This window comes from Paenibacillus provencensis, from assembly GCF_042678545.1.
In the GTDB taxonomy this organism is placed as follows: Bacteria; Bacillota; Bacilli; order Paenibacillales; family Paenibacillaceae; genus Paenibacillus; species Paenibacillus provencensis.
Window position 1 is genome coordinate 2,798,372 of sequence record NZ_JBHTKX010000001.1, and the last position, 24,744, is coordinate 2,823,115.

At 44.6% G+C, this 24,744-nt stretch carries 25 protein-coding genes; 8 read left to right on the forward strand and 17 right to left on the reverse strand.

The annotated features are described in order from the left end of the window. Positions 1-88 precede the first annotated feature (88 nt). The 5 genes from ACFQ3J_RS13570 to ACFQ3J_RS13590 form a co-directional block, all read right to left on the reverse strand. A complete protein-coding gene (locus ACFQ3J_RS13570; RefSeq protein WP_047912142.1) occupies positions 89-439 on the reverse strand; it encodes a type II toxin-antitoxin system PemK/MazF family toxin in 351 nt (116 codons plus the stop codon). 3 nt (positions 440-442) lie between these two features. Next, positions 443-724, reverse strand: coding sequence for a CopG family ribbon-helix-helix protein (locus ACFQ3J_RS13575; RefSeq protein ID WP_047912143.1), 282 nt, complete (start codon positions 722-724; stop codon positions 443-445). A gap of 227 nt (positions 725-951) precedes the next feature. After that, positions 952-2,148: an alanine racemase gene (gene alr, locus ACFQ3J_RS13580; protein ID WP_251582116.1), complete on the reverse strand. Its 1,197-nt coding sequence runs from the start codon at positions 2,146-2,148 to the stop codon at positions 952-954. A 279-nt stretch (positions 2,149-2,427) separates the two neighbouring features. Further along, the gene (locus tag ACFQ3J_RS13585) at positions 2,428-3,660 is read right to left on the reverse strand and encodes an outer membrane lipoprotein-sorting protein (RefSeq protein ID WP_251582118.1); all 1,233 of its coding nucleotides are present in this window, start codon (positions 3,658-3,660) and stop codon (positions 2,428-2,430) included. Between the two features lie 174 nt (positions 3,661-3,834). Further along, positions 3,835-4,398, reverse strand: a complete 564-nt coding sequence (locus ACFQ3J_RS13590) for a GbsR/MarR family transcriptional regulator (RefSeq protein WP_091153821.1) — start codon at positions 4,396-4,398, stop codon at positions 3,835-3,837. 424 nt (positions 4,399-4,822) lie between these two features. Between ACFQ3J_RS13590 and ACFQ3J_RS13595 the strand changes: the two genes are divergently transcribed. Together ACFQ3J_RS13595 and ACFQ3J_RS13600 are read left to right on the forward strand one after the other, a co-directional pair. Next, on the forward strand, positions 4,823-6,028 hold the full coding sequence (locus ACFQ3J_RS13595; protein ID WP_251582120.1) for a quaternary amine ABC transporter ATP-binding protein: 1,206 nt from the start codon (positions 4,823-4,825) through the stop codon (positions 6,026-6,028). Next, positions 6,021-7,769, forward strand: a complete 1,749-nt coding sequence (locus ACFQ3J_RS13600; protein ID WP_091153817.1) for a glycine betaine ABC transporter substrate-binding protein — start codon at positions 6,021-6,023, stop codon at positions 7,767-7,769. The genes ACFQ3J_RS13595 and ACFQ3J_RS13600 overlap by 8 nt, the downstream gene beginning before the upstream one ends. Positions 7,770-7,931: 162 nt before the next feature. Here ACFQ3J_RS13600 and ACFQ3J_RS13605 read toward each other — a convergent pair whose 3' ends face one another. From ACFQ3J_RS13605 to ACFQ3J_RS13625, 5 genes are all read right to left on the reverse strand, one after another. After that, positions 7,932-8,216: a phage holin family protein gene (locus tag ACFQ3J_RS13605; protein ID WP_091153814.1), complete on the reverse strand. Its 285-nt coding sequence runs from the start codon at positions 8,214-8,216 to the stop codon at positions 7,932-7,934. An 86-nt stretch (positions 8,217-8,302) separates the two neighbouring features. Beyond that, complete coding sequence (locus ACFQ3J_RS13610; protein ID WP_251582122.1) at positions 8,303-9,286, reverse strand: ring-cleaving dioxygenase; 984 nt, start codon at positions 9,284-9,286, stop codon at positions 8,303-8,305. Between the two features lie 181 nt (positions 9,287-9,467). Beyond that, positions 9,468-10,091, reverse strand: coding sequence for a sporulation-specific diadenylate cyclase CdaS (gene cdaS / locus ACFQ3J_RS13615; protein WP_251582124.1), 624 nt, complete (start codon positions 10,089-10,091; stop codon positions 9,468-9,470). Between the two features lie 227 nt (positions 10,092-10,318). Then, positions 10,319-10,876: a YdhK family protein gene (locus ACFQ3J_RS13620; RefSeq protein ID WP_251582126.1), complete on the reverse strand. Its 558-nt coding sequence runs from the start codon at positions 10,874-10,876 to the stop codon at positions 10,319-10,321. A 202-nt stretch (positions 10,877-11,078) separates the two neighbouring features. Further along, positions 11,079-11,810 (reverse strand): DUF6081 family protein, encoded by a 732-nt coding sequence (locus ACFQ3J_RS13625; protein ID WP_251582128.1) that lies wholly within the window; start codon positions 11,808-11,810, stop codon positions 11,079-11,081. 381 nt (positions 11,811-12,191) lie between these two features. Between ACFQ3J_RS13625 and ACFQ3J_RS13630 the strand changes: the two genes are divergently transcribed. The 5 genes from ACFQ3J_RS13630 (at position 12,192) to ACFQ3J_RS13650 (ending at position 16,449) form a co-directional block, all read left to right on the forward strand. After that, a complete protein-coding gene (locus tag ACFQ3J_RS13630) occupies positions 12,192-13,526 on the forward strand; it encodes a spore germination protein (protein WP_251582130.1) in 1,335 nt (444 codons plus the stop codon). Continuing rightward, complete coding sequence (locus ACFQ3J_RS13635; RefSeq protein ID WP_251582132.1) at positions 13,519-14,595, forward strand: GerAB/ArcD/ProY family transporter; 1,077 nt, start codon at positions 13,519-13,521, stop codon at positions 14,593-14,595. The genes ACFQ3J_RS13630 and ACFQ3J_RS13635 overlap by 8 nt, the downstream gene beginning before the upstream one ends. Then, on the forward strand, positions 14,582-15,655 hold the full coding sequence (locus tag ACFQ3J_RS13640) for a Ger(x)C family spore germination protein (protein ID WP_251582134.1): 1,074 nt from the start codon (positions 14,582-14,584) through the stop codon (positions 15,653-15,655). The genes ACFQ3J_RS13635 and ACFQ3J_RS13640 overlap by 14 nt, the downstream gene beginning before the upstream one ends. 102 nt (positions 15,656-15,757) lie before the next feature. Next, positions 15,758-15,979 carry a hypothetical protein gene (locus tag ACFQ3J_RS13645; RefSeq protein ID WP_251582136.1) on the forward strand — a complete coding sequence of 74 codons (222 nt, stop codon included), beginning with the start codon at positions 15,758-15,760 and terminating at the stop codon, positions 15,977-15,979. Between the two features lie 248 nt (positions 15,980-16,227). Further along, complete coding sequence (locus tag ACFQ3J_RS13650) at positions 16,228-16,449, forward strand: hypothetical protein (protein WP_251582138.1); 222 nt, start codon at positions 16,228-16,230, stop codon at positions 16,447-16,449. A gap of 160 nt (positions 16,450-16,609) precedes the next feature. Here the strand turns inward: ACFQ3J_RS13650 and groL are convergent, their stop codons facing one another. From groL to ACFQ3J_RS13685, 7 genes are all read right to left on the reverse strand, one after another. Beyond that, the gene (groL, locus tag ACFQ3J_RS13655; protein WP_091153796.1) at positions 16,610-18,244 is read right to left on the reverse strand and encodes a chaperonin GroEL; all 1,635 of its coding nucleotides are present in this window, start codon (positions 18,242-18,244) and stop codon (positions 16,610-16,612) included. A gap of 139 nt (positions 18,245-18,383) precedes the next feature. Next, positions 18,384-18,665 carry a co-chaperone GroES gene (gene groES, locus ACFQ3J_RS13660; protein WP_047912166.1) on the reverse strand — a complete coding sequence of 94 codons (282 nt, stop codon included), beginning with the start codon at positions 18,663-18,665 and terminating at the stop codon, positions 18,384-18,386. A 217-nt stretch (positions 18,666-18,882) separates the two neighbouring features. Then, positions 18,883-19,668: a twin-arginine translocase subunit TatC gene (tatC, locus tag ACFQ3J_RS13665; protein WP_251582140.1), complete on the reverse strand. Its 786-nt coding sequence runs from the start codon at positions 19,666-19,668 to the stop codon at positions 18,883-18,885. A 108-nt stretch (positions 19,669-19,776) separates the two neighbouring features. Beyond that, the gene (locus tag ACFQ3J_RS13670; RefSeq protein ID WP_091153791.1) at positions 19,777-20,019 is read right to left on the reverse strand and encodes a twin-arginine translocase TatA/TatE family subunit; all 243 of its coding nucleotides are present in this window, start codon (positions 20,017-20,019) and stop codon (positions 19,777-19,779) included. A 148-nt stretch (positions 20,020-20,167) separates the two neighbouring features. Continuing rightward, complete coding sequence (locus tag ACFQ3J_RS13675; RefSeq protein ID WP_047912169.1) at positions 20,168-20,662, reverse strand: MogA/MoaB family molybdenum cofactor biosynthesis protein; 495 nt, start codon at positions 20,660-20,662, stop codon at positions 20,168-20,170. Positions 20,663-20,678: 16 nt separating this feature from the next. After that, positions 20,679-21,185 carry a cyclic pyranopterin monophosphate synthase MoaC gene (moaC, locus tag ACFQ3J_RS13680; RefSeq protein WP_285850039.1) on the reverse strand — a complete coding sequence of 169 codons (507 nt, stop codon included), beginning with the start codon at positions 21,183-21,185 and terminating at the stop codon, positions 20,679-20,681. 21 nt (positions 21,186-21,206) lie between these two features. Continuing rightward, the gene (locus ACFQ3J_RS13685) at positions 21,207-21,890 is read right to left on the reverse strand and encodes a 5-formyltetrahydrofolate cyclo-ligase (RefSeq protein ID WP_251582143.1); all 684 of its coding nucleotides are present in this window, start codon (positions 21,888-21,890) and stop codon (positions 21,207-21,209) included. 269 nt (positions 21,891-22,159) lie between these two features. Here ACFQ3J_RS13685 and ACFQ3J_RS13690 point away from each other — a divergent pair, with 269 nt between their 5' ends. After that, entirely contained in the window at positions 22,160-24,106 is a 1,947-nt protein-coding gene (locus ACFQ3J_RS13690) for an ABC-F family ATP-binding cassette domain-containing protein (protein ID WP_251582145.1), read from the forward strand. Positions 24,107-24,744: the final 638 nt, after the last annotated feature.

Consider the following 24,744-nt stretch of genomic DNA (forward strand, 5'->3'; position numbering starts at 1 on the left):
AAAATGTACCAATCCATTAATATTGCCTGCAAAAAAAGAGAGTGCACGGCCTATATAAGACCATGCACTCTCTTTACTCGAACAACTATTAAAAATCAATCAATCCCAGACTGATCTGTAGAGCTTCACCAACAAGCTTCATCGTATCATCATCCAGATGCGTAATCTTGTCAGTCAGACGCTGTTTGTCAATCGTTCTGATCTGTTCGAGCAACACAACAGAATCCCGATCAAAACCGTGCAGTTCTGCATCAATTTCCACGTGGGTCGGCAGCTTCGCCTTCTGAATCTGAGCCGTGATGGCCGCAACGATACAAGTAGGACTGAAACGGTTGCCAATATCATTCTGGATCACAAGCACCGGTCTGACTCCCCCTTGCTCGGAACCGACAACGGGTGAAAGATCCGCAAAAAAAACGTCGCCGCGTTTAACGATCAATGTTTACACCCCGCTCACTAAGCGGCCCAGAGTGCTGTCTGCATCATCCTCCGCGTGAAAAGCTTCGGAAGCCATGGTCAAATTAATCTTGGCCATTTCCATATAACCTCGCTGCATCGACTCCCGGATATAACGCTTCTTCCGTTCGTTTAAGTACAGCTTCATGGCTTGCCTGATGAATTCACTGCGGTTCGAATTCTCCATTGCTACAATACCATCCACTTCTTGTAAGAGATGATCCGGCAAACTAATCATAATCCGTTTGGTGTTCTGTACATTGGTCAAGTTCTCTTCCACCCCCACACAAAACCTTACGCCACTGTGAACCAGTATAACGTTATTTAAGGAAATTTATACAAGAGGATATATATGCCCCGCGTATATCAACTATGCATTACTCATTATAAACGGTATGATATCATACGTACATCATCCATTTTGCGAATAACTACACTTTTCGCGGACATTAGACGAAAATCCTCTTTTCTAAAGCGAAAAATTTCCGGAAATTTTTAGGATAAGAGCGAGTTTACTCGAGATATGACTTGACCGGACCTCATGTACACACGTGGAATTCGATTCGCCAGCATACAGATCACTTCATAATTAATGGTACCCAGCTTGGAGGCCAGTTCGTCGGCACTAATGGTACTGCCCATCTGCTGACCGATGATAACAACCTCTTCACCTGCTTTAATATCTTCCTGTTCCTCACTTAACGTTTCTAATGACACCATACACTGATCCATGCAGATCGTACCAACGACTGGAACGCGGCGCCCGCGTACTAATACTTCTACCTTACCGCCGAGCATACGTGAAAAACCGTCTGCATAACCAATAGGCAAGGTTCCAATCTTCTCGTTCTTGGACGAGTAGTATCTTGTTCCATAGCTAATACCCCAGTGTTCAGGAACCTTTTTTACGTATACAATCTTCGTCGTAAGTGTCAGCACTGGGAGCAAGTGAACCGCATGCTGATCCACCTCGGCTGACGGATATAGTCCATATAGGCTGATGCCTACTCGAACCATGTCCAGACTAAGCGTCGGCGTATCAATCGCAGTTGCACTATTCCCTGTATGTATGATCGGGATGCTGTAGCCCTGATTTCGCAGTGCACTCACCACATCCATAAATCGTTGGTACTGTATAAGTGTATAGGCTTTATCCTCTTCATCTGCTTTGGCAAAATGGGTGTATACCCCTTCAAGCATGACATAAGACAAACGACTCAATCGCTGAGCATAGTATTCAGCATCTTCCGCTGTGATGACACCTATTCGGCCCATTCCACTATCAATCTTAAGATGGACCTTCAATGGGTTACCTTGATGAGCATTCTTGGCGATAGGTTCCAGAGCTTCAATGCTCTGCAGCACCTCTTCACTAAACACTGTAACCGTAATTTGTTGCTTATAAGCAACCTCAATGCCTTCAGGCGGTGTATATCCCATGACTAGAATCGGTGCGTGAATACCTGCCAATCTCAGCTCAAGCGCTTCATCCAGGAATGCGACATTCAGATAGTCCACATCCAGCCTTTCCAGCTCTTTTGCAATTTCCACTGCTCCATGGCCATAGCCGTTAGCCTTCACACATGCACTGAAGAGCACCCCTTCTGGCAATACCTTACGAAAACCATCAACATTATGTCTTAAATGATCCAAGTTGATTTCAGCTTGGGTCGGGCGATACTGTCCTTGCACCCGCAGTCACCTTCCCTGATTTACATTTCCACTTCAGCAATAAGTCTTATCGTATAAAACAGGGAGACCTCTGTCAAATACAGGTGTTTCTAATTATGGAACTTGAAAAAGAGAATACACTCATAACATACCCAATACTTCCGCAGATAAAAATCATAGATCCGTCCAAAAAGAGGCGAACAGCCGTTATTTTACGGAAGACATCCATAAATAACGGCTAATTCATTATATTCTATATAGAATGATTTGGTTCTCAGTCATTAAGCAGATTTTGCCAAATTATTTACCCGATTGATCCTGCATTGAAGCAGCGATTTTCACCATTTCGGATTCTGGCAGATCATCACTCGTAATTCTGTATTCCATTCCTTCATCAAACCAGGTCAGGGTCCTCGGCAGCTCAGTGGTAATCATGCCAATCGTGAATCCGAGATCGACCGGGCTTGTTACCGCATATGAAGATGCGCGGTCCTGCGGTCTTGCTTCGATAATGGTGTAATTATATGTTCCTTCAAATCGAAGCATAACCGCGTAATCTTCTTCAGTCTCCATAATGGTCGGCTCACCTTTGAAATCCACACCTTCCGGCAGATAGGTAGGCTCGATCACACCGAAGTCTCCAAGTTCAGGAATTTCGATTGCTCCTGTCGTTTCATCGGTGCTCTCTGGCGCCTCTGCTGAATCCCCTTCCGGTGTCTGCTCGCTGTCGACCTCAGCACCCGGCGCATTGGCCTCTGGAGTTCTTGATTCTGTTTCCGGATCAGCCTCTCCCACATTGTTCTCAGGTGTCGCAACCTCCTCGTTTACTTGCGGTACAGTTTCACCGCTCTCGCTAGGCTCGGTAATTGTGCCTTCGGCAGGCGCTTGGCCTTCCCCTGTATTTACAGACATATTCTTCTGCATATCAAAGGCTTCTTTCTCAAACTTGGTACCAAACTCGAATTTCTCAAATTTCACATCCACCACGACCTTCGCATTGGCATCGGATACAGATACCTGCTTCGGCGCATAGTCTGCTTTGTTCAGCCAAATTTTTTGGCGTACAAGTGAATGGGTATTGTAGTTGGCAGCGACTTCAAATACATAGCTTTCTTCCTCATCGACAAATTGGCGTGTGTTGTCTCCAATAATGCTGCGTACCAGTGTTTCGTACAGATACACTTGACCTTGATTATCCGGCCAGTCGCTTTGGAAGCGGAAGCTCTTGTTCAGACTTGGTGTAAGGACGAATACACCATCATCATTACGCAGCACGATCTGTGTGATGTCCTTCTTGGCATTCGTCAGGGCAATACGGTAATACGAAGGCTTTTGGTGCCATACTTCAACTTTGTACTCCTGAGGCGTCTCTCCTGAATAGAAGGTCATTACACCCGATCCCTGATAACTCTCAAGACCACCCACGACTTCGTTTAAATCCTTGACTACTGAATCTGCATCCTTTGGTCCACAAGCCGCAAGCAGACCTGAAAAGCACAGAACCATGGCTAGGACCCATGATATCCGGCGCATGACATCATCCCCTTTAACACTGATTTCAACTGATTGATACATGTCTATGAGGGACTTGTTCGATTTATGCAGACTGGCCTGACAAGCATAAAGAAAAATAGGCCAACCAGAAGTTTCTGGCTGACCTAATAATACGAAAAGAGCCCCTTAAGGCTCTATGATTGCAGCATGCTGCTACTCGAGATCTTCTTCCTTAGGAACCAGATCAAAGATTTTTTCCGATTCCATTGTATCAATGAGACGATTCAACCATTTGTAATAAGCAACAGCCGCCTTCATCTTCTCCATATCCTGGGCCAGGACCTCCTTCAGAGCTTCATCATCCTCATTCGATTTCAGCATGCGCTCAATCTCTTCAATGGCCTTCTTGAAAGAGAGCAGATTACTCTCCGCTGCTTTTCTCCATTTGATAGCAAAATAGTCCGTAAATGTCTGATGCCAGTCATATTCAACCTCATATTGATCTTTGCGGGAACCTTTGCTCCATACCTTGTTTACCATCTTCATATCAAGGAGATTACGGACTCCTGTACTCATGCTGGTCTTGCTCATCTCCATCTCTCGCCCCATATCATCCAGCGTCATGGGTTTATCGGCAAAAAAAAGCAATCCATATAAGTGCCCGGAAGAGGAGCTGAGTCCATACAAGTCCATATTTTTACCAACGGTTTGGATTACCCGCTTGCGAATATTCATTAGTTTATCTTGCTGCTGTTCATTTAATTGGTCCAAGCTCATGCTTGCAACCTCCCATTCTAAATCGTCAGGTACTAAAGATAGTTAAGATAAGAGGTCTTATCTTCTCACCGTCATAAACTGAATCCAATCAGGACAAAATATATTCGCCAAATTGTCTACCAAAGGCAGATCGTTAGATCTCAAAGATAAACAAAGTGTCTGTTCAGATAACATGATCTATTTTAGAAAAAGCATCATTAAAAGTAAAGAAACCACGGCCCTAGATTGACATCAAAAATACCGTTTTCCCTTGATGCACCAACACTTTAAACTTTGTACAGTATTTTCTGTACATACTTTACGTTCTGAACGTTCGTTTGAAATTATACATTTTATTTGTTACACTGGCAAAGGCTTATGTTCAGAAAACGAGCTTCAAAGAGCTGCACATCGCTCTGCAAGCTAAATATAAAGGAGTGTACCTATGACCATTCTGGAAGTCAGAAACGTCAGCAAGCTGTTTGGTCCCGGCGCAAGCGAAGGCGCAAAGCTTCTCAGTCAAGGCTGGGATAAGAAACGGCTGGGCAAAGAAAAAGGAATCACTGTTGGTGTGAACCAAGTCAATATGGAAATTAAGCAGGGAGAAATCTTCGTCATCATGGGCTTGTCCGGCAGCGGGAAGTCTACCCTTGTACGAATGCTAAATCGCTTGATTGAACCAACCTCCGGTGAAATCCTCGTTCATGGCAAGGATCTTCGCAAGATGAACAAAGAACAGCTTCGTGAAGTTAGAAGGAAAACAATCAGCATGGTGTTCCAGAGCTTTGCGCTTCTGCCTCACCGTACGGTGCTTGATAATGTAGAATATGGACTTGAAATTCAAAAAGTCGATAAATCCATTCGTTCTGAAAAAGCGAAAGAGGCCTTGGCACTTGTCGGTCTCAAGGGCTGGGAAGACAAGCTGCCTAGTGAGCTGAGCGGTGGTATGCAGCAGCGTGTTGGTCTCGCGAGAGCGCTTGCCAATGATCCTGAAGTGATGCTCATGGATGAAGCGTTCAGTGCACTTGACCCTCTGATTCGCCGTGATATGCAGGACGAGCTGCTCGAGCTGCAGGACCGGATGAAGAAGACCATTGTCTTCATTACACATGATCTGGATGAAGCGCTCCGCATCGGGGATCGAATCGCACTGATGAAAGACGGTGCAGTAGAACAGATTGGAACACCGGAAGAAATCATGATCCAACCGGCGAACTCCTTCGTAGCACGATTTGTGGAAGATGTGGATCTGTCCAAGGTCCTGACTGCTGCTCATGTCATGCGCAGACCGGAGACCATTACTTTGGACCGCGGACCTCGTGTTGCTCTTGAGCTGATGCGTGAGAGAGGGATATCCAACCTATTTGTTATCGATCGTTCGAAGATGCTGCTTGGTGTTATTACCGCTGAGGATGCTGCCCGCGCATCCAAGGATGGACAAACCATTCAGGATATTCTGATAACCGATGGACCTCAAGTACCGCCGGAAACGCTTATGAATGAACTGTTCGAAATCACAAGCTCAGCGAAGGTTCCGCTCGCTGTCGTGAATGAGAACGGAAGATTGGAAGGCGTTATTGTCCGAGGTGCACTCCTCGGTGCGCTCGGCGGAGAAGTGTCTGCAACGAAGGAGGAATCTATAAATGCCTAAATTACCTATTGCGGAGTGGATTGATGCCATAGTTGATTGGCTGAATGTATCCATTGCCGGATTCTTCCGTCTCATTTCAACAGTTATTGAAAGTGTCGTTGGATTTTTCTCAGGGCTGTTCATGCTCCCGCACCCAATTCTGTTCATTATCATTATTGGGGCCCTTGCTTACTTGCTTGGTAGATGGAAGCTCGCCCTGTTTACTGTACTGGGCTTCCTGCTCATCTATAACTTGGGCTACTGGCCGCAGTCCATGGATACACTTGGACTTGTCGTTACCTCGGGTATTATATCTATTGTGATCGGGGTTCCTCTTGGAATTCTGTCTGCATACAGCCGTTCTATAGAGCGGATCGTTACACCGATTCTAGACTTGATGCAGACAATGCCTGCCTTCGTATACCTGCTGCCGGCAGTAACCTTCTTCAGTCTAGGCGTTGTACCGGGTGTTATTGCTTCCGTTATCTTCTCCATACCGCCTACGATTCGAATGACCCATCTCGGTATTCGTCAGGTATCGAAAGAGCTGGTTGAGGCTGCAGATGCATTTGGCTCAACTTCAAGCCAGAAGCTGTTAAAGGTTCAGCTCCCGCTTGCCATGCCTACACTGATGAGCGGTGTTAACCAGACCATCATGCTGTCACTGTCCATGGTCGTTATTGCTTCCATGATCGGTGCACAAGGGATTGGTGCAGAAGTATACCGTGCGGTAGGCCAGCTTCAGATTGGTAAGGGCTTTGAAGCGGGACTCGTAGTCGTCGTGCTCGCCATTGTGCTTGACCGCTTTACACAGAACCTGGTCGGGAAGCCAGGACAAAAGAAGAAAAGCCGTCTTACTTCCAAGCAGCGCGTCTGGATCGGTTCAGCTGCAGCAGCTATTGTACTGATTGCGGGATTCTCCCAATATTTTGTCGGCGGATCGAATACAGGCGGGACTACCGCCAGCGGCAGTGTTGGTGAGGAAGTAAACTATGAGATTATCGGAATTGACCCGGGTGCCGGCATTATGGCATCCACCAATAAAGCAATTGAAGATTATGAGCTGACGGATTGGACGCTTGTCGAAGGCTCCGGTTCAGCGATGACCGCCATGCTGGAGAGAGCAATCCAGAATGAACAGCCGATTATTGTAACCGGCTGGACCCCTCACTGGATGTTTAACAAATATGATCTGAAATACTTAGAAGATCCGAAGAAGTCTTACGGTGAAGCAGAAGAAATTCATACCGTAGCACGCAAAGGACTTCAAGAAGACCTTCCGACCGCTTATGAGTTCCTGGATCGGTTCCAATGGACTCCTGAGGACATGGGTGAAATTATGATTGCCATTCAAGATGGCAATTCTGCTGAGGAGGCTGCAGCTGAATGGGCTGAAGCTCATCCGGATAAAGTTGATGAATGGATAAGTGGTTTATCACCGGTTAATGGTGATTCCATCAAGCTCAGCTACGTAGCTTGGGATTCCGAAATTGCGAGTACCAACCTCGCCCACTACATTCTGTCCGAGAAGCTCGGTTATAATGTCACTTCACTTCAGGTTGAAATGGGACCGATGTGGCAGGGCGTAGCCAGCGGAGATGTAGATGCATCCCTTGCTGCTTGGCTGCCGGTTACCTCCGCTGCTTACCTGGAGAAATACAAGAATCAAATCGATGATTTAGGCGTTAACCTGGAAGGCGCCAAGACGGGTCTTACCGTACCTGCTTACATGGACATTGATTCCATTGAAGATTTGAAGTAAGCTGACAGCATAAAGCCGCAGTGATCTAGGGAATACCTAGTTCACTGCGGCTTTTCTGTTTCGGATCTGAATTTCCATGGCGCAAGATTATAATCTTGATGTCCAAATGGTGAGGGCTTAGCAATTCTTCTTGCATCTTGCTATTTGCTGTTTTTCTATCTGCTATGTTTTCTCCCCAGGCGTCGTGCTTCTCGCAATTTTTGTCTGCTTCACAACCTGGTGTCCATATACCGAGAATGCTCCTGCAAGAACACCTTGTATGACAGAGTCGGGCGATAGGCCCAGTATCCATACACTCAAACCGACAGCAACAATGACTATGACATAAACAATCGTCCAGTCAGGGAAGGATGGAGTTGACTTCAGAATATACCCTACCACCCAGCATGCCGCCACGACTCCGATCAATCTTGGATCGATCAATTCCCATATCGCGCTCCATTCCACTAAGGGCCGCCCCCTATTTCACTAAAAGATATTATTTATATATGCAATCCCGCGTGAAATAAGTACAAACCCTTTCTCCCTAGCCGTTACTCATATTCCTTTTCAATTACTTTATCACTTCGCATCGTGTTAATCGGACGCACATCTCGCTCGATCTGTTCACGGTGTGGCTCCAGGAATGGAGGTAAGGACAGCTTCTCTCCCAATGTCTCGTAAGGCTCATCCCCCATGAAACCAGGACCATCCGTTGCAAATTCAAATAGTAGCTGCGGTGTTACTCTCACATATAACGATTCGAAGAAATGCCGGTCTACGTAACCTGAGGTTGTAAATCCAAAGCTCGACATCCGCTCAATCCATTCTTCAAGCACGGCGCGGTCCTCTACGCGGAATGCGGCATGATGAACGGTTCCGAATCCTTGGCGTGCAGGCGGAAGCATCGTATTATGTTCAACAACAACCTGAGCTCCGCTGCCTCCTTCACCGACCTCGAACAAATGAAGCGAACCTTCAGAGGCAATTTCCTTGAATAATAATACCCGCTCCATCAATTCTTTAATGTAATCGAACTGTGCATGACGAATATAGATCGGCCCGAGACCCGTAATGGCATACTCCAGTGGGATTGGACCATTCTGCCAAGGTGTACCAGTAGCCACTCCTTCATTATGCTCATCCGAGATGAGCTGGTACTGCTGATCATCAAAATCAACAAAGGACAATGTCTTTTTGGCAAATTGCTCTTTCACTCCTGTATGCTTGACGCCAAGGCGGTCAAATCTCTTGACCCAGTATTCAATCGCTGCATCGCTCGGCACCCGGAATGAAGTCTTGTAGATTTCATCGTTACCATGCTTGCCTTGCGGGATGCCGGGAAAATCGAAGAAGGTCATGTCGGTTCCTGCACTTCCCTTGTCATCTGCGAAGAACAGATGATAGGTCTGAATATCGTCCTGGTTAACGGTCTTCTTAACGAGACGCATGCCCAGAACATAAGTGAAGAACTCATAGTTCTTCTCTGCATTGCTGGTGATTGCAGTTACGTGATGGATTCCTTTTAAATGATTCATTATGTCATCTCCTTAGTTAGATATTATAAACAAGTAAAGTATTTTAAAATTAAGATAATTTCTTGTGAAGCAATGCTTTGATATGCTTCTGTGAGTATTAGTTTATAACTAAACTGATGGATTGTCAAGGCTCTTTATGACAGAAGCAATCACAAGACAATCACCGACTAAACCGTAACGTCTACAGCAAGCCGCTCGGTTGAACAGGATAGAGTTTGCCCTGAATAGCAAACGACACGCGTCCCGTCTCCTCTGAAACGACCAGTACAAGACAGTCTGTTCGTTCGGTCAGCCCAATGGCCGCACGATGACGTGTCCCCAGCATTTCCTCCCCTTCATAAAACTGTGCGGTAGGATAAATATTGCCTGCGGATAGAATTACATTCTTATCGACGACAACCCCTCCGTCATGCAGTGGATTCCCTGGGTAGAATATCGATTCCATTAGTGAGAAGGATAGTATCGCATTAATCGGAATGCCCGAATGAACAAAAGGCTTGATCTCATCCTTTCTTCGGATAGCAATGAGCGCTCCATGTCTTCGCTCCGATAAATGCTGCACGGTCGTTGCCAGCGTCGCATAATGATCGGTATACGGCTCAAGGTACGTTCTTAAGTAATAGGAGGCAGCAATGGTATGAATGGCCCGAAACTGCTGATTCATCTGCTCAAATTGATTCAGAATACAGCACTCATTCTCCTCAATGGTGCCAAGTACACGATGGATGCCGTCCATCAGCAGATGCAGCTGATCATTCAACTGATTTTTCATAGTTATTGGCAGTGCCGGTTCACGTGTATCCATTATTGCTTCATGCCTCCTACGCAAGATAACTTCAATCCTTACTAGATTTCCCCGCATAACAGTAAAGTTATACAGGTGAGGATTTTGCATCAGCCAAATCAAATGATGCAAAATCCTGAAGTATATAAAGCCTTCGAAGCTCCTAACAAAAATGCTTATGTAGCAGGAGCAATCCTCCTGTATGGTGTACTACTGAATTCTCTCATATCTGCTTCATATCATCCTGTTTAGAGTGCTGCCAGTTCTTCTTCCGTCACCCATTTATGGTTTGAGACAGGTTCGCCTCCCGTAGTTGGAGTGAAATCTACCATATATACCGTGGTTTGCTTAGCCGAATCAATTGTGGCCTCTGCCCCTTTCATCCCTTCCATATGATCCGCCATCAGCACGACCTCACTGCCTGGTGTAAACGGCTCGCTGCCCGCATCCTGGATTTCTTCATGGATGACCCACTTATGGTCCGTTACCTGCTCTCCACCGTTAACAGGTGTATATGAAACGGTATAAACGGTCGTATCATAGGCTCCGGTAATGGTAGCTTCTGCTCCCTCCATGCCTGACATGTGATCTGTAGTGATCTTCGCATTGTCTCCGACTTTAAAATTCGGATTCACCGCTTCCTTCAAACCTTCAGGAACCTCACCTGACGAAGAATGATTCATGGCAGAATGATCCTCGTGTGCCGCTGTGTCTGCCGTCTCATTTGAATTGCTGTCTCCAGCATTGCCGCATCCGCTCATAATGAGCATGGCTGTAATTCCGATTAGTGCCAGTTCTTTTTTCATATTTCATTCACCTCAGTTTGTGTCTTTGTTGCAATAACATTATACCCTATAGGGGTATAATTAAAACACATATTTTTTCTTGCTTCGTTGGTTCGGGGGAAATCTGCAATGATTCTCACGCATCGTATAAAAATAAAACACAGCCTTTGTTCTAAGGGAACAAAGGCTGTGAAAGAGAGCTTGCTATTCGGAATCGAATCCGCTATTCCTTAATCGTCACTGTCACTGGTGAATACTCAGCTATGACCGTCTGGCCGTGAACGGATACGCTGCCTTGCGGAGACAAATCCTTCTCCGTCATAATGCCAAGCGCAATCGTGAATTTGTTCATTTTGACCGGAATGCCAATCTCGCGGCGAACCTCGTGACCATTAACCAGGAATACCGCTTCATCGTTAGCACGGTTGTACGTGATGGTATATGTGTTGAACTCCTGGGGCTTAAAGTGAGCATCGTCCTCTTTGAAGATGCTGAAGTACCGGGTCTTGTCCGATTCAGGCACCTTCACGCCCGGGAATGGAAGAATGGCATATACACTGCAGAATTGCTCATTGTTAGCAAAGAAGTCGAGTGCTGCTCCGGTGCTGAAATCAAGCAGGTTCAAGGATACATATCCATCATAAAAGTCCCCGGGAACGGTTCCTCTTGTACGAGCACGAATTTGCAGCTCAAATGTCACTTCTCCGGATTCCGGCACTTCTACTTCCTCAACAGAATAATACATATGCTTCGCATTATCCAGGATCTGAACCTGGTTATGCTGCCGGCTCAGCGGTGCACGTACATATAATATTCCGTTGCGTACGATGACCACCGCATCCGGCTCCCGGTATTCCCAGAACGACCCGTCCGGAAGAGCGAACCCTCCAATCTTCCACACTTTACCTTCATCTAAAATGGAGTGAAAATCTCCAAAAACGCGTTGTTGCTCCATTGATCGATCCTTCTTTCTAAAGAATATTCAACATGAGGCTCCATCTATATCAAGCCTTTTACATGAAATGCTTCCCCTTCGTCCCGAAGGAAGACTGGCTAATTACACATATGCAACTAAGAATATACTCAGTGCATTAACAAGCCGCATCTTGTTTTAGTATAAAGGAAAACACTGAATAATTCCTCCCGAGCAGCATTTTCCATAGACCTTATCATCTGCTTGTCTTCGTTAGAATCAATTGAAATAAAGCTCGTCTTTCATATGACCAAAGAGTATACGGTTGCCTGATATTCTCCATCACCTAATATATGAGCCTACGAATAAAAATCTCCAAAATAAGAAAACTAATAATATTACTTTTTGAAGGGATATTCAGCTATGGATCGAGTAGTTCAGGAAATTAAAGCAGAGCTTGGAAAAAACGTTGATTTTCTTTTGAAGAGGGATTACCTTGCTGATACACCCGTTTTCCTTTTAGGATTTAATAGTTTAGTTGATTTTATAAAAACGAGAACCGTCCTTCAAAAGCATGCTGAGAGCATCATTTTTCAAGATAGATCCTCTGAAGAGCTATGGAGTGCAATAGGTGAAATGAAAGAAGGAGATGCAAAGGAAGCCATTTCATCCATATATGCAGGCAAACTGATTATTAATATTGAAAATACCAATCGGTATATAATCATGGAGCCTGTATTGAAAATGCTGGATCGTTCCATTGAACCTCCTTCTAATGAAAATGTGATTCTAGGTCCGTTAATTTCCTTCACAGAGGACATTGATGCAAATATCGGAATGGTCCGAAAACAACTGAACACGGATAAGTTTCACTTACACTCTTATTCAAAAGGACATAATGAGAAAAAGAAGCTCTCCTTGCTTTATATAGAGGGTCAAGCTGATTCAGAAATGGTTGATAATCTTCATGCCCATATCCAAAAAAATTACAATATGGAAATAAGTGATGTGCAGGGACTGTCTAAAATGTTGGGGTTTCCATCCATGGAAGCAGTTTCGAAATTTAATACCACTCAGCTGCCTCTTCAAGCAATTCAATATCTGAAAAAAGGAAGAGTCATTCTTTTTGTGGATCAATTGCCCTTTGCGCTCATTCTTCCCAACCTTCTCTGGGATATGTTTGCGGAAGACAATGACCGGAACTTTCCTCTGCCCATTATGGTTGCCATTCGAGCTGTAAGAGTTATAGGTTTTTTAGTGACTCTGATCAGCCCGGGCCTGTACGTGGCATTAGTTTCAATAAATCCTGAAGTGCTGCAGATTCAGCTTGCTTTATCCGTTGTCGAAAGCCGTCAAGGAGTTCCATATCCAGCATTGGTGGAGATTATGATCATGCTCGTTATTCTTGAATTAATTCTGGAAGCAAGTGTTAGGCTACCCAAATCCATTGGTCCAACGATTACAATGGTCGGCGGGATTATCCTGGGACAGGCTGCAGTTGAAGCTAAATTAGTCAGCAATCTGCTCATCATTATTCTTGCAGCTACTACCATTGCTAATTCAACAATAGTTGGGGTTCAAAACAATGTTTCCATCAGGTTATTTAAATATGCCATTTTATTTCTTGCAGCGATTTTTGGCCTATTAGGCATTGTTGCGGGCATGGTTCTAATTAGCGCTTACTTAGCAAACCTAAACACCTTCGGCAAGTCCTATCTCTACATAAACATAAAAGGGGATGAAAGCAATAATGGGTAAAAGTTTGCATGTCATGCTGATGTATATTGTAAGCCATTTGGGACTTATTTTCTTTTTGTACCCGGATAATATCATTTCTAGTACAGAGCAGGGCCACTGGCTTCCCATCCTCATAGGCATAACCGTTCATTTTATATTTATATATATTTATATGAAGGGATTAAGCTTTTTTCCGAAAAAAGATATCATCACTATCTACTCAGAGATTGGAAAAGGCACAGCTTTCTTATTTATTGTCCCTATTTTCCTTTATTTCATCATGATTTTATTGATAACCGTCCGGGCTTACTCTGGAATCATCACCATTGTCTTTTTATCAAAAACACCCTTATGGGCCATCATACTATTATTGATTTCTATTTCATCCTATATTGCAGCTAAAGGGGTCGAAGTGATGTTTCGCACCGTGTTTCTCTTATCCATTCTGTTTCTTCCCATCATTTTATTTATCTTCTTTGCTTCATTTCAAAACGTAGATTGGAGATATGCAATTCCATTCAATACTGATTTCAGCTTCATTACAGAGCGTTCCTACTTAGAAGGTTTTTTTGCCTTTTCGGGAGGATTTCTGTTTCTTGGCTTTGTACAGCCCTATTATTCTTACGACAGAAAGTATGTTTTATGGGCTGCAGCCTTCCTTATTCCCTTTTTTATATTTTCAGTCTATATACCTGTTCTTACATTGGGACAACCCACATCAGCAACGACCTTACTGCCCTACGTTGTTACTGTGGACGCCATAAATATTAGATGGCTAATGTTTGACAGGGTTACCATGTTTTTTCTGTTAAGTCTACTTTCCTTTATCATGCTTTTCCTTTCTCTCGTAACATGGAAAATAATCCGTATCTTGAGCCATTACCTTCCTTCGATAAAACCATTTAACCTGTCGATAGTACTTTCAGCGGCCGTCTTTTTTTCATGTTTTTTAATTCCGGACTGGAAGGATATCGAGCAATTATTTTGGTGGAATACTTTTTTACGATTTTACATCTTGATTACGATTCCCTTATCTATCTTTATCTTTGGACTTCTTAAAAAGAGGAAGGATAAAAATGAAACCATTTAAGCCAAAATCCAAAGTCCTTATCACTATTTTCCTGCTTTTGGCGGTCATTACCCTAAGCGGTTGCTGGGACAATAGGGACATTAATCATCGGGTTCTCCCTGTTGTCCTTGGTATATCGACGGTTGACGAACAATACAAGGTTTTTCTAAAAATTCCGAAGCCTGATGATATGTCGAAAAACAAAATTGTATCCGGAACAGGAGAAACGATTTCAATGGCGGTTGATTCAGTCAGCAGGAATATGGAGAGTAGCGTAGATTTGCTTCATGTAAAACTAATATTGATTGAGCAGAAAACCGCTGAGAAAGGAATGAATGATATCATGGCTGGCTTTATGCGATCACGCGAAATCCCTCCAAAAGCATTAGTCGCGATTTGTAAAGAAGATTTAAATGAGTTTTTCAAAAAACTGCAAGATTCAAATGTTAAAGCAACCACCATGTTCGACTTTTTTGAAAAAAATGCAGGATGGAATCCGGATATCGCCCTTACAAGGATATGGGAGGTTTACCGGAGTATCCATTCCTATACACGCGATGTTGCGATCCCTATAATTGGTACAGGAAGAACAACAGCTATTGAACAATCTGGCTCTGCCGTAATAAAGAGTGGAAAGATGGTAGAACAAATCAGCTCAAACGAAACCCTGCTATTTAATGCTTTTGAAGGAGAAAGCACCCAGGGGAAAGTAGAAGTAATGGAGCATGCAAGTGTCATGATTACCGGTAATTCCATGCATCATAAAAGCGTATTAGTTGATAATAAGCCATTTCTAAAAACCCGGGTTAACTTAAAGGTCGTCATCTTGGAGACAAAAGGGGAAACCTCAACGACTTTAATCAAAGAGGAATTGAAAACACTTCTAACCGAGCGATTCAATAAAATGTTTGCGAAAATTCAAAAGAGTGAAGCGGATATTTTGGGTATAGGCCAGTTTTACCGCAACAAAATTTCACTGAAAGAATTAAAAAACTGGAGATCCGATTATTATCGAAATATGAAAATGGATATCCAATTCGAAATAGATATTCAAAATAAAGGGTATTTAAAAACAATATAAAATCGGACCTGAAATTATTTAAAAGACATGTTCCACATCTACCTATACCCTCATAACTTATTACAAATCATTTAATAAAAAGTGAGGAGTAATAAAATGAGTATGACTAATCAAGAACATCTTCAACACCAAACTCTTACAACTATAAGCCCTGCTGTTAGACATGGATTACGAGAAGCCCATTACCTTGGGTATCGACATGCATTAACAGAAGCAGTTGCCATTGGATATTTAATGGGAAAAGGCTACGATTTTGATACCGCTTGGAGAACGGTTGAATCTTGGTGGAGACCTCCAGGAACTCCATTACCTCAGATGTATTAGGGTAAATATATTAACTGTTTGAATCCAAAGCTTGCTTTTTGTATACATTCGAATTTCGAGTTAAACGGCGTTTAATTCTCATATTTTTTTGCGACATAATCATAACCACCCGACCAACGGGTGGTTTTCTCTTGGGGTATAACCCACAATCGGACCTGAAATATTTAAAAGACATGTTCCACATCTACCTATACCCTCATAACTTATTACAAATCATTTAATAAAAAGTGAGGAGTAACAAAATGAATATGACTAATCAACAACATCTTCAACACCAGACTCTTACAACTATAAGCCCTGCTGTTAGACATGGATTACGAGAAGCCCATTACCTTGGGTATCATCATGCATTAACAGAAGCAGTTGCCATTGGATATTTAATGGGAAAAGGCTACGATTTTGATACCGCTTGGAGAACGGTTGAATCTTGGTGGAGACCTCCAGGAACTCCATTACCCCAGATGTATTAGGGTAAATATATTAACTGTTTGAATCCAAAGCTTGCTTATTGTATACAATTGAATTTCGAGTTAAACGGCGTTTAACTCCCATATTTTTTGCGACTTAATAAAAAAGACTCCCTCTCGGGAGTCTTTTATTTACTGCTATTATAGGCTTTGTATGCCTGAATTACATCATGCCGCCCATTCCACCCATGCCGCCCATGTCTGGAGCTGCAGGAGCTGCTGGTTCTGGCTTGTCAGCGATAACCGCTTCAGTCGTCAAGAACATAGCTGCAACGGAAGCTGCATTTTGCAATGCATAACGAGTAACTTTGGCAGGGTCAACGATACCTGCGTCGATCATGTTCACCCATTCGCCGTTTGCAGCGTTGTAGCCTACGCCAACTTCTTCGCGTTTCAGACGGTCCACGATTACGGAACCTTCTTCACCTGCGTTAGCAGCGATCGTACGGATTGGAGCTTCGAGCGCGCGAAGCACGATGTTCACACCTGTTTGCTCGTCACCTTGCAATTGGTCAGCAACCGCAGATACAGCGCCGTATACGTTAACCAGGGCAGTACCACCACCAGATACGATACCTTCTTCAACTGCAGCACGAGTTGCGTTCAGCGCATCTTCGATACGCAGTTTACGCTCTTTGAGCTCAGTTTCTGTTGCAGCACCGACTTTGATGACTGCTACGCCGCCAGCCAGTTTAGCCAGACGCTCTTGCAATTTCTCTTTATCGAATTCGGAAGTGGTTTCTTCCAATTGGGAACGAATTTGTTTAACACGTGCATCGATGTCTTCCTTGCTTCCTGCACCGTCAACGATGATTGTGTTTTCTTTGGTAACACGTACTTGACGAGCAGTACCCAGTTGATCGATGGAAGCCGTTTTCAGGTCAAGACCCAGTTCTTCTGTGATCACTTGGCCGCCAGTCAGAGCAGCGATATCTTGCAGCATTGCTTTACGACGGTCACCGAATCCAGGAGCTTTCACCGCTACTGCATTGAATGTACCGCGCAGTTTGTTTACGATCAGCATCGCTTGCGCTTCGCCTTCGATATCTTCTGCGATCAAGAGAAGTGGTTTGGATTGTTGAACGATCTTCTCAAGTACAGGCAAGATTTCTTGCGTGTTTGTGATCTTCTTGTCTGTGATCAAAATGTAAGGGTTGTCGAGGACAGCTTCCATTTTGTCCGTGTCTGTAATCATGTATGGAGAAATATATCCACGGTCGAACTGCATACCTTCAACCACTTCAAGCTCTGTTTCGAATCCGCGGGATTCTTCAACCGTGATCACACCGTCGTTACCCACTTTTTCCATAGCTTCAGCGATCAGTTCGCCTACTTCATCGTCCGCTGCGGAGATTGCTGCAACTTGAGCGATGGATTGTTTGTTCTCAACCGGTTTGGAAATGCTGCGCAGTTCTTCTACTGCTGCACGAACCGCTTTGTCGATCCCTTTACGGATACCGATTGGGCTAGCGCCCGCAGTTACGTTCTTAAGACCTTCTGTGATCAGGGCTTGAGCAAGTACCGTTGCCGTCGTTGTACCGTCACCAGCAACATCGTTGGTTTTGGTTGCAACTTCTTTAACCAGCTGAGCACCCATGTTCTCGAATGCATCTTCCAGCTCGATTTCTTTTGCAATCGTTACACCGTCATTTGTGATGAGCGGGCTGCCGAATTTCTTCTCAAGAACGACGTTGCGTCCTTTTGGTCCAAGCGTTACTTTTACTGCGTTAGCCAAAGCGTCCACACCACGAAGCATGGAACGGCGAGCGTCTTCACTGAATTTAATATCTTTTGCCATTGCTGAAAAACCTCCCTAAAAATTTATATGCAATATTCTAAGTACAAGCCGTCGTAAGAGCGGACATATAAGTGTAAGTCAAATGCCTTAACCGATAAGTAAGCTGCTGAATTCAAACTTATTCACCAGACTCTAGGAATTAGCCAAGAATCGCGTGAATGTCGCTTTCTTTCATAATCAAATATTCTTTACCTTCATATTTGATCTCTGTGCCAGCATATTTGGAGAAGATAACGCGGTCGCCTTCTTTTACTTCAAGAGGAACACGAACACCGTCTTTCAAGCTTCCAGCGCCAACAGCAATAATTTTGCCCTCTTGCGGTTTTTCCTTAGCAGAATCCGGAAGTACGATTCCTAAAGCCGTTGTTTGTTCTTGTTCGATCGGTTCTACCAATACGCGTTCACCTAAAGGTCTGATCATGAAAAATAGCCTCCTTAATTAATATTGTTACATATGTTACGGTTGTTGCACTTACTATTAGCACTCGACAGTCGTCAGTGCTAACAACCAATTTCATGATACTGAAATTAGAGAATGATTTCAAGTCCTTTTGAACAAATTCAGATGAAGTTTTGCCCATCCATTGGCAAGCCCTCTACCAGTCTATCCATACTCGTCAAAAATATGCCTTGGAGAATTAAGCTTTCTCACCCGAATCTAACTTAACATACTGCGCATCATACTCTTCCTTCTCTTCGAGCTGCTTGCGATAGACAACTGCAGATAAGAACACACTGAATTCATAGAGCAGAATCAAGGGAATAATGACAATGACATCCGAGATAAAATCAGGCGGAGTAACAAATACAGCGATGACGACCAGCACGAAGTAAGAAATTTTGCGCATTTTCTTCAAACGGAGTGGATTAATAATTCTTAGCTTCGTCAGGAACATGACGATTACCGGCAGCTCGAACAGCAGCGAGATGGGAAGGATGAGATTGAACATAAATGTAAAGAATTGTGCCATACCATAGGTCTCTACCAGGCCCAGGCTGGCATTGATATTATTCGTGAAGCCTACAGCCATTGGAAAAACGACGAAGTATGAAAAAGCAATCCCCACAAGAAACAGTAAAAAGACATAAGGAATGTAACGAAGCGTGGCTGTCTGCTCATGGGCCTTAAGGCCGGGACTGACAAATTTCCACACCTGATAGGCTGTGAAGGGAAGAGTAACGATTAAAGAAAAGAGCAGCGCAATCTTCATATACATACTAAGTCCATCCCATAAGGTTAAAGCATGAAGCTCAATATCGTAATTGGAGATCGGCCCCTCTTGTGTTAAATACGTGTAGATGGGATCACTGACAAAAAAACCACCAACAAGCCCTAGTACAAAAACGGCCAGCACGGCAACAAGACGTCTTCTAAGTTCCCCCAGGTGATCTACCAGCGACATTCCCTCTTTAAGTTCCGACATCTTGAATACACTCCCTCTCTGCTCTCTCATGATAGAAAAAACAAAACCCTTCTAAAAGAGAAGGGATGCTATCTTCATTCTGTGTGCATAAAAAGTGTAACCGGCACGTTATTCCGGCAGACGCTTGTCCTCCACCGTAGTCGCCTTGGTCTCCTCAATCTTCGATGCTGCTATGCCAGACTCCTTCTTGGAATTCGAACTGTCATCAGACATAATCTCCTGTGCGCCATTCTTGAATTCCCGGAAGGTTCTGCCCACAGCCCGTCCAAGCTCAGGCAATTTATTAGGTCCAAACAGCAGCAAAGCAACAACAACGATAAGAATAAAACCTGTAGGTCCAATACTTGGCATTCCTGCTCCTCCTTCTTGTGTATGGATATGTATCCAATAAAATCCAAGTCCATCTGATTTGAATCATATCATAAATGTAAAAGCATACATAGACCATATCTCAAGAATCTGGAAAAATGAGCTTATTCAACTATACATCCTATTTATACTATAAATCTGGTTGTCTGAATTGTCCTGTGACCATAAGCAGCGCTTCAGGAAGCTGATCCATAATCGCGGCTAGATTCTCATGAACACCCTTCGGTGTGCCCGGCAGGTTCACAATCAGTGTTCTGCCCCGAATACCGACGATCCCTCTGAACAGCATGGCTGCCCGATTCTTCTGGAGCACCGTGCTCCGCATGGCTTCCGCCATGCCGGGAACCTCACGGTCAATAATTCTCCGTGTCGCTTCCGGTGTAACATCCCTTATGGCGAGCTCGGTTCCACCCGTCGTAAGGACGAGGTCCGCATGAAAATAATCGGTCATTTCAATAAGCGCGGCAATGATCTCATCCGGCTCATCAGGGACGATCCGATACTCGATGATTTCTCCGCCGAGCTCTTCTTCCACAAGTTCACGGATGACCTGTGCACTCGTATCTTCCCGTTCTCCTCGCGCTCCCTTGTCACTTGCCGTCAGGATCGCTGTCTTCCACAACATAAGATCACCCTTCCCCCTATTTGGAATAATAATCTCCGTTTTTACCACCTGTTTTTGAGACGAGCTGTGTAGGCCCGATCACCATATCCTTCTGTAATGCCTTACACATATCATATATGGTCAGTGCGGCGGCAGATGCTGCTGTTAAAGCTTCCATTTCCACACCGGTTTTTCCTTCTGTCTTGACTGTTACTTCGATATACAGTTCATTCACGTCATTATCGCTGAATGAGATATTCACACCTGTCAGTGGAAGTGGATGGCACATGGGAATCCAGTCCGAGGTTCTCTTCGCTCCCTGAATCCCGGCAACCTGAGCCACGGCGAGCACATCGCCTTTACCGACCCGTCCTTCCTTGACCGCCTGGAGCGTGGTCTCCGCCATCGTGAGCTTCGATTCTGCAACGGCTGTTCTCGCGGTAACCGCCTTGCCGGATATATCCACCATGCGTGCACGACCCTGCTCGTTAAAATGTGTAAGTGAACCATTCCCGGCCTGTCCATCTCCTGAATTCATATTCATGACTTAATCACAATCCTTCATTCATTGTATATGTAATACGCCGTGTTCCGTGAACAGCATGTTCAATCTGAAGTCCTGCGGCTCCATGGGGATATCTCCCGGCGGAAGCAGCTGTCCAGGCAGTACAAGCCCTGCATATACGGGCTCTATCACCTGCTCTGTCATCTGCTCCGACACCTGCTGGTTAGACCTCTGAAGCTTGAGGCTTCTGGCGCGAACCTCTCCAGCGAACCGGTCATAATAGCCTCCGCCGTATCCAATTCGGCCGCCACGATGATCATAGGCAAGACCCGGAACAATAACGAGATCAATGTCTGTCCATCGCTCCCGCTCCCATACCTCGGTATGGTCAGCAGGTTCATGAATTCCCCATCTGCCAGGCTGAGCATCCTGCATTCCCTGAATTCTACGAAGCTCCATTAGCGAAGAATCCTCTGTTACTCTGGGAACAAGTACAATATCCTGCTGCTCGAAACCATGCTTAAGAATCAGGGAAGTATCGGCCTCGCTGCGGTATGCAATATACGAGAATACGACCAGCCTGTCCTTGTTCTTAAGTATTCTCAGCTGCTCTATCTCATGGATCGCCTGTTCGCACAGCTTCTCGGAAATTTGTAACCGTATGTCAATGGATAGGTCATTTCGAATCCGATGCATCTTAGAGCGGAGCTGCTTCTTGCTGTCAAGCTGTTGATCCATCTCCATTGATCCGCACCTTCCAATCCACTAATCATTATATGAATGAAACATATGAAATGGATTACATGCTTTCATTTCATTTTTTAGTTTATCATCTATTTGAAGAAAAGACTATAAGCCTCAAGGAGAGAATAAAGCACATTAAAACGCTCTATCTAAATGTTTTAACATGTTCTATGCAATGCAAAGCTGCCCTTTTTCATGTACACTAGAAATAGTATGTTTATAGGCATGTTCAGCTTTAGAACGAAGATTATATTAACGGAGGAACCATCATGCTTTTTCAGGCTAGTGGAATTATTAAAAGATACGGCATTGACAGTATTCTTGAAGGTGTCAGCCTACAAATATTAGAGCGTGAACGCATCGGACTTGTCGGTGTCAACGGCGCAGGCAAATCTACACTGCTGAAGATCCTCGCAGGAGAAATGTCCTATGACGGAGGTCAGATCTTCAAAGCCAAGGAAACCACGCTCGGATATCTCGCTCAGAACAGCGGACTTGAATCAGACGGGACGATCTGGGAGGAGATGCGCAAGGTATTTGCCGACCTGATAGAAGCAGAAGCCGAGCTTCGGCGCATGGAGCAGCAGATCTCTGATCCGAAGCAAATGGAAGACGAGAAGAAATACGCAGAATTACTCGAGCGATACGCCAGACGTTCCGATTGGTTCAAGGATCGGGGCGGTTATGAGATTGAAACAAGGATCCGCAGTGTGCTGCACGGTATGGGCTTTGGCGAATTCCCGGCAGATACGAAGATATCCACACTAAGCGGCGGTCAGAAGACCAGACTTGCCCTTGCACGGATATTGCTGCTGGCCCCTGATCTGCTCATGCTGGATGAGCCGACGAACCATCTGGACATTGAAACACTAACCTGGCTTGAAGACTATCTTCGCAGTTACTCCGGCGCACTGCTCGTCGTATCCCATGACCGGTATTTTCTAGACCGGCTGGTGACGAGCATCGTTGAAATTGAGCGTCATCGCTCCAAGAAATATACAGGCAATTACAGCCGTTACATGGAGATCAAGGCTGCAGAGTACGAGTCTCAGCTGAAGCAATATGAGAAGCAGCAGGATGAAATCGCGAAGATGGAGGCTTTTGTACAGCGGAATATCGTCCGTGCATCGACGACCAAGAGAGCGCAGAGCCGGCGTAGGGCACTGGAGAAGATGGATCGTCTGGATCGTCCGCAGGGCGAGCTGAAGAAGGCCCACTTCTCATTTGATATCGCTTATATGTCTGGCAAAGAGGTGCTGCAGGTTCGAGACCTCTCTGTAAGCTTTGAAGATCCGAGCAAGCCGCTGTTCGAGCATGCTGCCTTTGATCTGCGCCGCGGCGAGACGGTCGCCCTCATCGGACCCAACGGTATTGGCAAATCTACATTACTCAAATGTCTCACCGGACAGATGAATCCGAGAACTGGGACCATCAACTGGGGCACCAAGATTAAGGTAGGCTACTACGACCAGGAGCAGACCGGCCTCAATCCACAAAACACAGTGCTTGAAGAGCTATGGAGCGAGTATCCTCACATGGAGGAAGCGCGTATTCGGACCGTGCTTGGTAATTTCCTCTTCAGCGGTGATGATGTGACGAAGAAGATCAGCTCATTAAGCGGCGGAGAAAAAGCCCGAGTCTCCCTTGCCAAGCTTATGCTGCAGGAATCCAACGTCCTCATTCTGGACGAGCCGACGAACCATCTGGATCTGTTCAGCAAGGAAGTGTTGGAATCCGCTCTGATCGACTATGAAGGCACCCTGCTGTTCATCTCGCATGACCGCTACTTCCTGAACAAAATGGCAGAGCAGATCATTGAATTGAATCCGGAAGGCACCCAGCATTTCCTAGGAAATTATGATGACTATGTCCAGAAGAAACAAGACCTTGAGGAGATTGCCCAGGAACGTCTTGAGCAGCAAACAGCTGCCAATAAAACGACTGTAGTTGAGACAGCTCCTGAGAAATCCGGAGCCGCGAGCTTCCAGGCAGAGAAGCAAGCCAAGCGAGAGGAAAGAAACCGGCAGCGGAAGCTGGACAGCCTGGAAGTACAAATTGCTACCCTTGAGGAGCAGATTGAAGCTCAACAGGCAGAAATGGCCAAGCCTGAAGTGTATCAGGATTATATGAAGCTCCAGGAGATACAGCAGCATATTGAGACATTAAAGTCGAATCTCAGCACAGCTTATCAAGAATGGGAAGCTCTGGCCGAGTAATATAAAGCATTCAAAATATCTTCACATTTTTCTTCATTGCAATAATTAACAACATTATCCACAACAAAAGTGGATAATATATCCATTAGAACAGCCGTTAAGGCTGTTTTTTTGGCGTTATGGTGGGTGTTTTATAGAAAAACCAATATTATCCACTAAATTGTCCACATTATCCACATTTTTTTAATAACTAGATGAGGCCATTTTCATTCATTTTCGAAAACATGTCCAAATTCGACTTTCGGGATTTATCCCCAAATTCTTCCGGATATGTGGATAAAATTGTGCACATATTGACATTTTACGACTTTTGAGTAATTGCTATGCTTGATTTCGACAAGAGGGGAAGCATCACGTTTGATGTTTCCTTCTCAGAAATCTTCTACATCTGGATAAACAAAACCACCATCAATAAGCCCCTTGTAAATACTCATAATAGCCTTTTGAAAATTTATTTACCAAATCCATTATGCTGACCTCCCAATCATAAAATATAATTATGTTCGTACTTTGCCTGATCGGTAATGAGACTATGTTATTGTCCATTTCGACAATCGATACAAGTTCTTGTCCCTCGACAAAAGCAAAGAAGCTCGTCCGTATTGATGGACGAGCTTCTACTAGTCTATATAATCTTT